Source organism: Bacteroides sp. UBA939 (genome assembly GCF_002293435.1).
Classification (GTDB): domain Bacteria; phylum Bacteroidota; class Bacteroidia; order Bacteroidales; family Bacteroidaceae; genus Bacteroides.
This window is the reverse complement of record NZ_DBDF01000130.1, coordinates 1-5,550: the sequence shown is the minus strand read 5'-3', so window position 1 is coordinate 5,550 and position 5,550 is coordinate 1. Positions and strand designations below refer to the sequence as shown.

Sequence of the window (5,550 nt, the reverse complement as noted above, 5' to 3'; positions counted from 1 at the left end):
AGAATAGAGATACTACCAGTAACATGATACTACCAGTAACATGCGAAACTTGAGTAAACTAATTTTAGTCTGGCACATCGTATCAAACGCTTTATATTATCAAAGTTCTTAAGTATCGGATGTTTTAAGTGAGCGAGCAATCATCATGCTTGTGCTCCGCCAATACACGGTGTGGCAATGTTCCGTGTCCCAACAGTTCTATCGGACAGTTGAAGTTACGTTCCAGCCATGCGGAATCGATATCAGTATCGGGGTGATAATCCAGCGTTTCGTTCACGCAAGCGATGGACTTCACTTGTTGCAGCACCGTGCCTATGTCGTGACTGACCAGGATAATGGCACAGTCCCGGTTTATTTCTGCCAGCAACTGATAGAGGCGCGCTTCAAAATGCTTGTCTATATAGGTGTTCGGTTCGTCAAGGACAACAAGTTCCGGGTCGCTGATAATGGCGCGACCTAACAAGGCTCGTTGCATCTGTCCACCGCTCAACGAACCGATAGCACGTTTCTCTAACCCTTTCAATCCCATACGGGCGATTACCGTGCGGGCTTTCTCACGGTGTGTTGCGGTGAAGCGTGAAATCAGTGACTTCTGGGAACTGAGTCCGGAAAGAATCACTTCTTCCACAGTTATGGGGAACTTACGGTCTATGCTGTTGTACTGAGGCAGATAGCCCATTTTTAGTGATGAGTGTTTAGTGATGAGTGATGAGCGCTGCGCTGTGCCTTCCTGCTTATCACTAATCACTAAACACTCATCACTATATAAGATTTCTCCTGCCGAAGGTTTCAACAACCCCAGAATACACTTGATTAGCGTAGTCTTTCCGCCACCATTAGGCCCGATGATACCTAAGAAATCCCGTTCGTAGATGGTGAGGTTCACATCACGCAACACAGTACGTTCATCGTAGCCGGCACAAAGACCTTTTATTTCAATAATGGGAGCGTTCATTTATTATATAAACTCTTTATTCTCGCAAAAGAGTGAGACATTCATTTTATTCAATTCTCTATCTTCAGTACTTGCGCTATCTTCAACATCTCCTCTTCCCACTCGTAAGAAAGCGGATTGATGGGAACTACCTTCGTACCTGTTTGCCGGGCAATTATCTCTGCATTACGGCGATCAAATTCCGGTTGTATAAAGATAGTGCGGACTTTCTCTTCCTTACAGGTATTTATTAACGTCTTAAGATGTGAGGGAGAAGGTTCTTTGCCTTCTTCTTCTATGGAAATCTGATGCAAACCGTAGTCACGGGCAAAGTAGGACAGTGCCGGATGATAAATCATAAAGGCTCGATCGGCATTGGGAACGGACAGCATACTGCAAATGAGGCTATCGGTACGTTCAATCAGCAAGCAAAGGTTTTTGTATCGTTCCAGATAGGTCTCTTCGTTATCCTTATCTATAAGGCATAAAGCACTTAAGATGTTCCCGGCAATAATCTGGGCGTTATAGGCAGAGTTCCAGATATGCGGATCTACGCCGGCAGCATACTCACCATCGGACTGATGGGCAGCACTGCTATGGATATGCGAAGCATCGTAAATAAGGTCAACGCCACGGGAAGTATCAAAGAATTGCAAGTGGGGAGCATTATCCGTCAGTTTGTCCATCCATGTTTGTTCAAAACCAATATACCCAATGCGAAAGTATGCTTTACTCTCGGCAAGACCAACAAGTTGCTGCGGCGTAGGGTCATACGTCTCCGGACTGCTTCCTTTGGGAACCATACTGACAACGTTAAAGTTATCTCCGGCAATGGCTTCGGTAAAGTAGCGCAAAGGTTCGATAGTAACGGTTATGACCGGCTTATTATCATTGTTCTCATTATTCCGGACACCACTGTTCTTGCAGGATACCACAAACAGGGCAGCAAATATATACAGGAGTGCTCTTTTCATCATCATATTCATAGTCTTTATCTCAATTTTCAACTTTCAATTCTCAACTTTCAATTTCTTCCTCGCCCTCAACATCTCCCTCTTCCCACCCGGAGGCCCCGGAAGGCGTTCCACACAGAAACCAACGGATTGCAACAGCCGGCGAACAACACCTTTGGCACAATAAGTAGTTAGTATACCACCCGCACCCATACAATCGTAAAGCGAACGGAATAACTGCTCGTTCCACATCTCGGGCTGCTTTTCGGGAGCAAAGGCATCGAAGTAAACGATGTTTAGTGATGAGTGTTTAGTGATGAGTGATGAGCGGTTATCACTAATCACTAAACACTCACCACTCATCACTACATTCACGTCTCCCTGTATCTTCCGTAAAGCAAAGTAAGGAGATATCTCCACATACTCTCCCCACGAAGCGGTATGTATCTTTTTGAAGAACGGATTATCACTGTACCCCAACGCTTCAACTTCTTCCCAGGCAAGAGGATAAAGTTCGATACCGGTATAGTACACAAAGCGTTTATCCTTTTCGGCAGCTTCCAACGTCAGTAAAGCATTCAGTCCCGTACCGAATCCTATCTCCAAAACATGCGGTTGCGGTATGGTCGAAGCTTTCAGCCCCATATCAATAAAGATATGTTGCGACTCAGTGCGCGCGCCTTTCACCGAATGATAATGTTCATCCAGTTCCGGTACAAACAGCGTTGCACTCCCGTCTTCCGTATGTTCTATAACCCGCTTCATATACTAAAACATTGATATTACTCCCTCTAATGCCAGCAACATCAGGATATATCTTATCAGCTTCCCGGCAAACATGGACGAGGTCGTGAGTAGTACGTTACTGCGCATAAATCCCAGCGCAATAGCTATCGCTTCGCCTACAAAAGGCAGGAATGCAAAGAAAGCCATCAGTGCGCCCTTCCCTTGCAGGAAGTCTTGCATCTTGTCTACTTTCTCCTTTTTTATCTTGAAGTATTTCTCTATCCAGTCTACTTTACCCAAACGCCCCATGTAGTAGCACGTCATACCTCCTATGGTATTCCCCAATGTAGCGGCAAGTACGCAAAGCACCGGACTCAACCCGACCTTCACCAACGCCACCATCACCAACTCCGAACTGAACGGAATGATACTCCCTGCCAGTAAGGCGGAAATAAACAATCCGAAATAGCCCCAGTCTATCAGTAGTTGAATCAGTGAATCTACAAAAGCGTCCATATATTAAAGCCAAATAAAAGTATCACCCCAACGAGAGCACATATAAAGAACAGATTAGAAGCGCGACTGTTCGTCAATACTACAAAATGTCCTGTCAGAATGCTGATACATATCAGTAACAAAGGCAGCAAAAGAAGTGACAGAGTGGATTGCAACAGGATGTAGACAAAGATACAGACACTCAGGAAAATAAGGAAATACAAATAACTGCGAGTGCGTATCTTATCTTTATAACCTGCTACCAGACAATGAACGGAACTTATCACAAACAGAAAGAGCAAATATCCCAACGTAGCAATCTCCCACAATGGCAGGCTTTGCAGGGTAACAGGCCGGAAAGAAACCAGTTCCATGAAAGGCTGATAGAACAACTCCATATTATCGCTACAATAAGTATATCCCAACAGGAACCAGTAAGGCAAGCTCCAACCGATAAGACTTCCGAGGAAACTTCTGAAAGTGAGCGCCTGAAAGTTATATGCGCCTATCCAGAAAACAGGAACAAACATCGTCAATTGCGGAAAGAGCAAGCTACCCGCCCCGATGCACAAAAATGAGTAGAATAAATTACTTGCCGGATAAGGATGCTGGGAACTCTTAAACAACATGAACAATGCCGACAGGAAAGCTAATGAAACAAAATCTCCGGCATGTAGCTCATGCAGAGCCGGACAGGCAGATAGCAGTAGAAAATAAATGGATGTCTGCACGGATGCGCGCATACGGATAATGGCAAAAGTATTATTCAACGCTATCAGGAAGTAACCGATTACGCCATAAAGGATGAAATTTAAGGGAATGCCCGCCCACGCCGGAATGCTGTAATAAGTAACTGTTTCCCATAAGGAGTAATCGTTCTTCATTACCTGTGTCTCGGGCAATAAGGCGGAGGACAATACCCAACAGAATATTGACACCAAGGTAATGACAGGAAGTGTGAAACGTCCTGTCGTAATCCGGTTCTGTAATCGTTTACTTCGTATCAAAGCGATTCTACTTCATTGTTGTTTATAAATCGAAACCTATGTCGCGGCGGAAATACTTCTTCTCAAAGTCAATCATGTCCGCTACTTTATAACTCTTGGCAAGAGCTTCTTCTTTCGTTTCACCATACGAACAGACGGCAATAACACGACCTCCGTTGGTTACAACCTGTCCGTCTTTCATCGCTGTTCCGGCATGGAATAAAATACTGTCGGTAACGGCGGCTTTTTCAAATCCGGTCATTACTTCACCTTTATTATATGCTTCGGGATATCCGCCGCTGACGAGCATAACACATGCAGCCGTGCGCGGGTCCATCACTAAGGATTTGGTGTCGAGGTTCACGTCGCGCACACCTTCAAGCAAATCTACAAAATCGCTTTGCACACGCAACATAACGCTTTCCGTTTCAGGGTCTCCCATGCGGACGTTGTACTCAATAACCATCGGTTCGCCTTTCACATTAATCAAACCGAGGAAGATAAAGCCTTTATAGAGTATGTTCTCTTCCTGTAAACCACGGATGGTTGGCTCAATGATGCGGGTACGTACTTTTTCCATAAATACTTCGTCGGCGAAAGGAACAGGGGTGACGCTTCCCATACCACCGGTATTAAGGCCTTTGTCCCCTTCACCGATGCGCTTGTAATCTTTGGCAACGGGCAGTACCTTATAATTCTTGCTGTCTGTCAGTACAAATACGGAGCACTCAATGCCGCTAAGGAATTCTTCAATGACCACAGTGGCGCTGGCCTCACCGAACATGCCACCCAGCATCTCCTGCAATTCCTTTTTGGCTTCTTCCAAAGTAGGCAGAATAAGTACGCCCTTTCCGGCGCAAAGTCCGTCGGCTTTCAATACATACGGGGCTTCCAGGGTTTCGAGGAAGGCAAAGCCTTCTTCCAGATTATCCGCTGTGATGCTCTTATAGCGGGCTGTTGGAATGTTGTGACGTTCCATGAAACCTTTGGCAAACTCTTTACTGCCTTCCAGTTGGGCGCCTTTGGCAGTAGGACCGATGACGGCAATATGTTGTGTGGTAACGTCTTCCGTGAAATTATCATAGATACCTTCCACCAACGGGTCTTCAGGGCCTACCACAATCATGTCTATCTTTTGTTCCAAGGCAAATGCTTTCAAGGCAGGGAAATCGGTTGCTTTGATGGCTACGTTCTCGCCTACTTCGCCGGTTCCGGCATTGCCGGGGGCGATAAACAGTTTCTCTACTTTGGGGCTTTGAGCTATTTTCCAGGCTAAGGCATGTTCACGGCCGCCGCTTCCTAATAATAACACTTTCATCTTTCGTATTTCTTTAAATTATACTTCCTATTTTGTTTTCTAAATGATAACTTGGCGAAGCGGAGCTTCGCAGTGATTAGTAATTAGTGTTTAGTGATAAGTGATTAACAAGAGTATCTCTATTCTCCTCCTCCTGGG

The 5,550-nt window shown here is 45.3% G+C and carries 6 protein-coding genes; all 6 read right to left on the bottom strand.

Features of this window, described 5'->3' with window-relative positions; all coding sequences use genetic code 11:
• Positions 1-124 precede the first annotated feature (124 nt).
• Genes B2Z67_RS08370 through purD form a run of 6 tightly spaced genes read right to left on the bottom strand, consistent with a single transcriptional unit; the run spans position 125 to position 5,412 of the window.
• Positions 125-955: a metal ABC transporter ATP-binding protein gene (locus tag B2Z67_RS08370; RefSeq protein ID WP_291529368.1), complete on the bottom strand. Its 831-nt coding sequence runs from the start codon at positions 953-955 to the stop codon at positions 125-127.
• 50 nt (positions 956-1,005) lie between these two features.
• The gene (locus B2Z67_RS08365) at positions 1,006-1,908 is read right to left on the bottom strand and encodes a metal ABC transporter solute-binding protein, Zn/Mn family (RefSeq protein ID WP_291529370.1); all 903 of its coding nucleotides are present in this window, start codon (positions 1,906-1,908) and stop codon (positions 1,006-1,008) included.
• Between the two features lie 36 nt (positions 1,909-1,944).
• Positions 1,945-2,652, bottom strand: a complete 708-nt coding sequence (mnmD, locus tag B2Z67_RS08360) for a tRNA (5-methylaminomethyl-2-thiouridine)(34)-methyltransferase MnmD (RefSeq protein WP_291529367.1) — start codon at positions 2,650-2,652, stop codon at positions 1,945-1,947.
• A 3-nt stretch (positions 2,653-2,655) separates the two neighbouring features.
• Positions 2,656-3,129 (bottom strand): YqaA family protein, encoded by a 474-nt coding sequence (locus B2Z67_RS08355; protein WP_291529366.1) that lies wholly within the window; start codon positions 3,127-3,129, stop codon positions 2,656-2,658.
• Positions 3,114-4,112 carry a hypothetical protein gene (locus B2Z67_RS08350; protein WP_291529369.1) on the bottom strand — a complete coding sequence of 333 codons (999 nt, stop codon included), beginning with the start codon at positions 4,110-4,112 and terminating at the stop codon, positions 3,114-3,116. The genes B2Z67_RS08355 and B2Z67_RS08350 overlap by 16 nt, the downstream gene beginning before the upstream one ends.
• A 25-nt stretch (positions 4,113-4,137) precedes the next feature.
• Positions 4,138-5,412: a phosphoribosylamine--glycine ligase gene (purD, locus tag B2Z67_RS08345; protein ID WP_291529365.1), complete on the bottom strand. Its 1,275-nt coding sequence runs from the start codon at positions 5,410-5,412 to the stop codon at positions 4,138-4,140.
• Positions 5,413-5,550: the final 138 nt, after the last annotated feature.

Bases quoted from the DNA above. Each gene is read 5' to 3' on its own strand.
- B2Z67_RS08370 (WP_291529368.1), bottom strand. From the start codon at position 955: ATGAACGCTCCCATTATTGAAATAAAAGGTCTTTGTGCCGGCTACGAT.
- B2Z67_RS08365 (WP_291529370.1), bottom strand. From the start codon at position 1,908: ATGAAAAGAGCACTCCTGTATATATTTGCTGCCCTGTTTGTGGTATCC.
- mnmD (WP_291529367.1), bottom strand. From the start codon at position 2,652: ATGAAGCGGGTTATAGAACATACGGAAGACGGGAGTGCAACGCTGTTT.
- B2Z67_RS08355 (WP_291529366.1), bottom strand. From the start codon at position 3,129: ATGGACGCTTTTGTAGATTCACTGATTCAACTACTGATAGACTGGGGC.
- purD (WP_291529365.1), bottom strand. From the start codon at position 5,412: ATGAAAGTGTTATTATTAGGAAGCGGCGGCCGTGAACATGCCTTAGCC.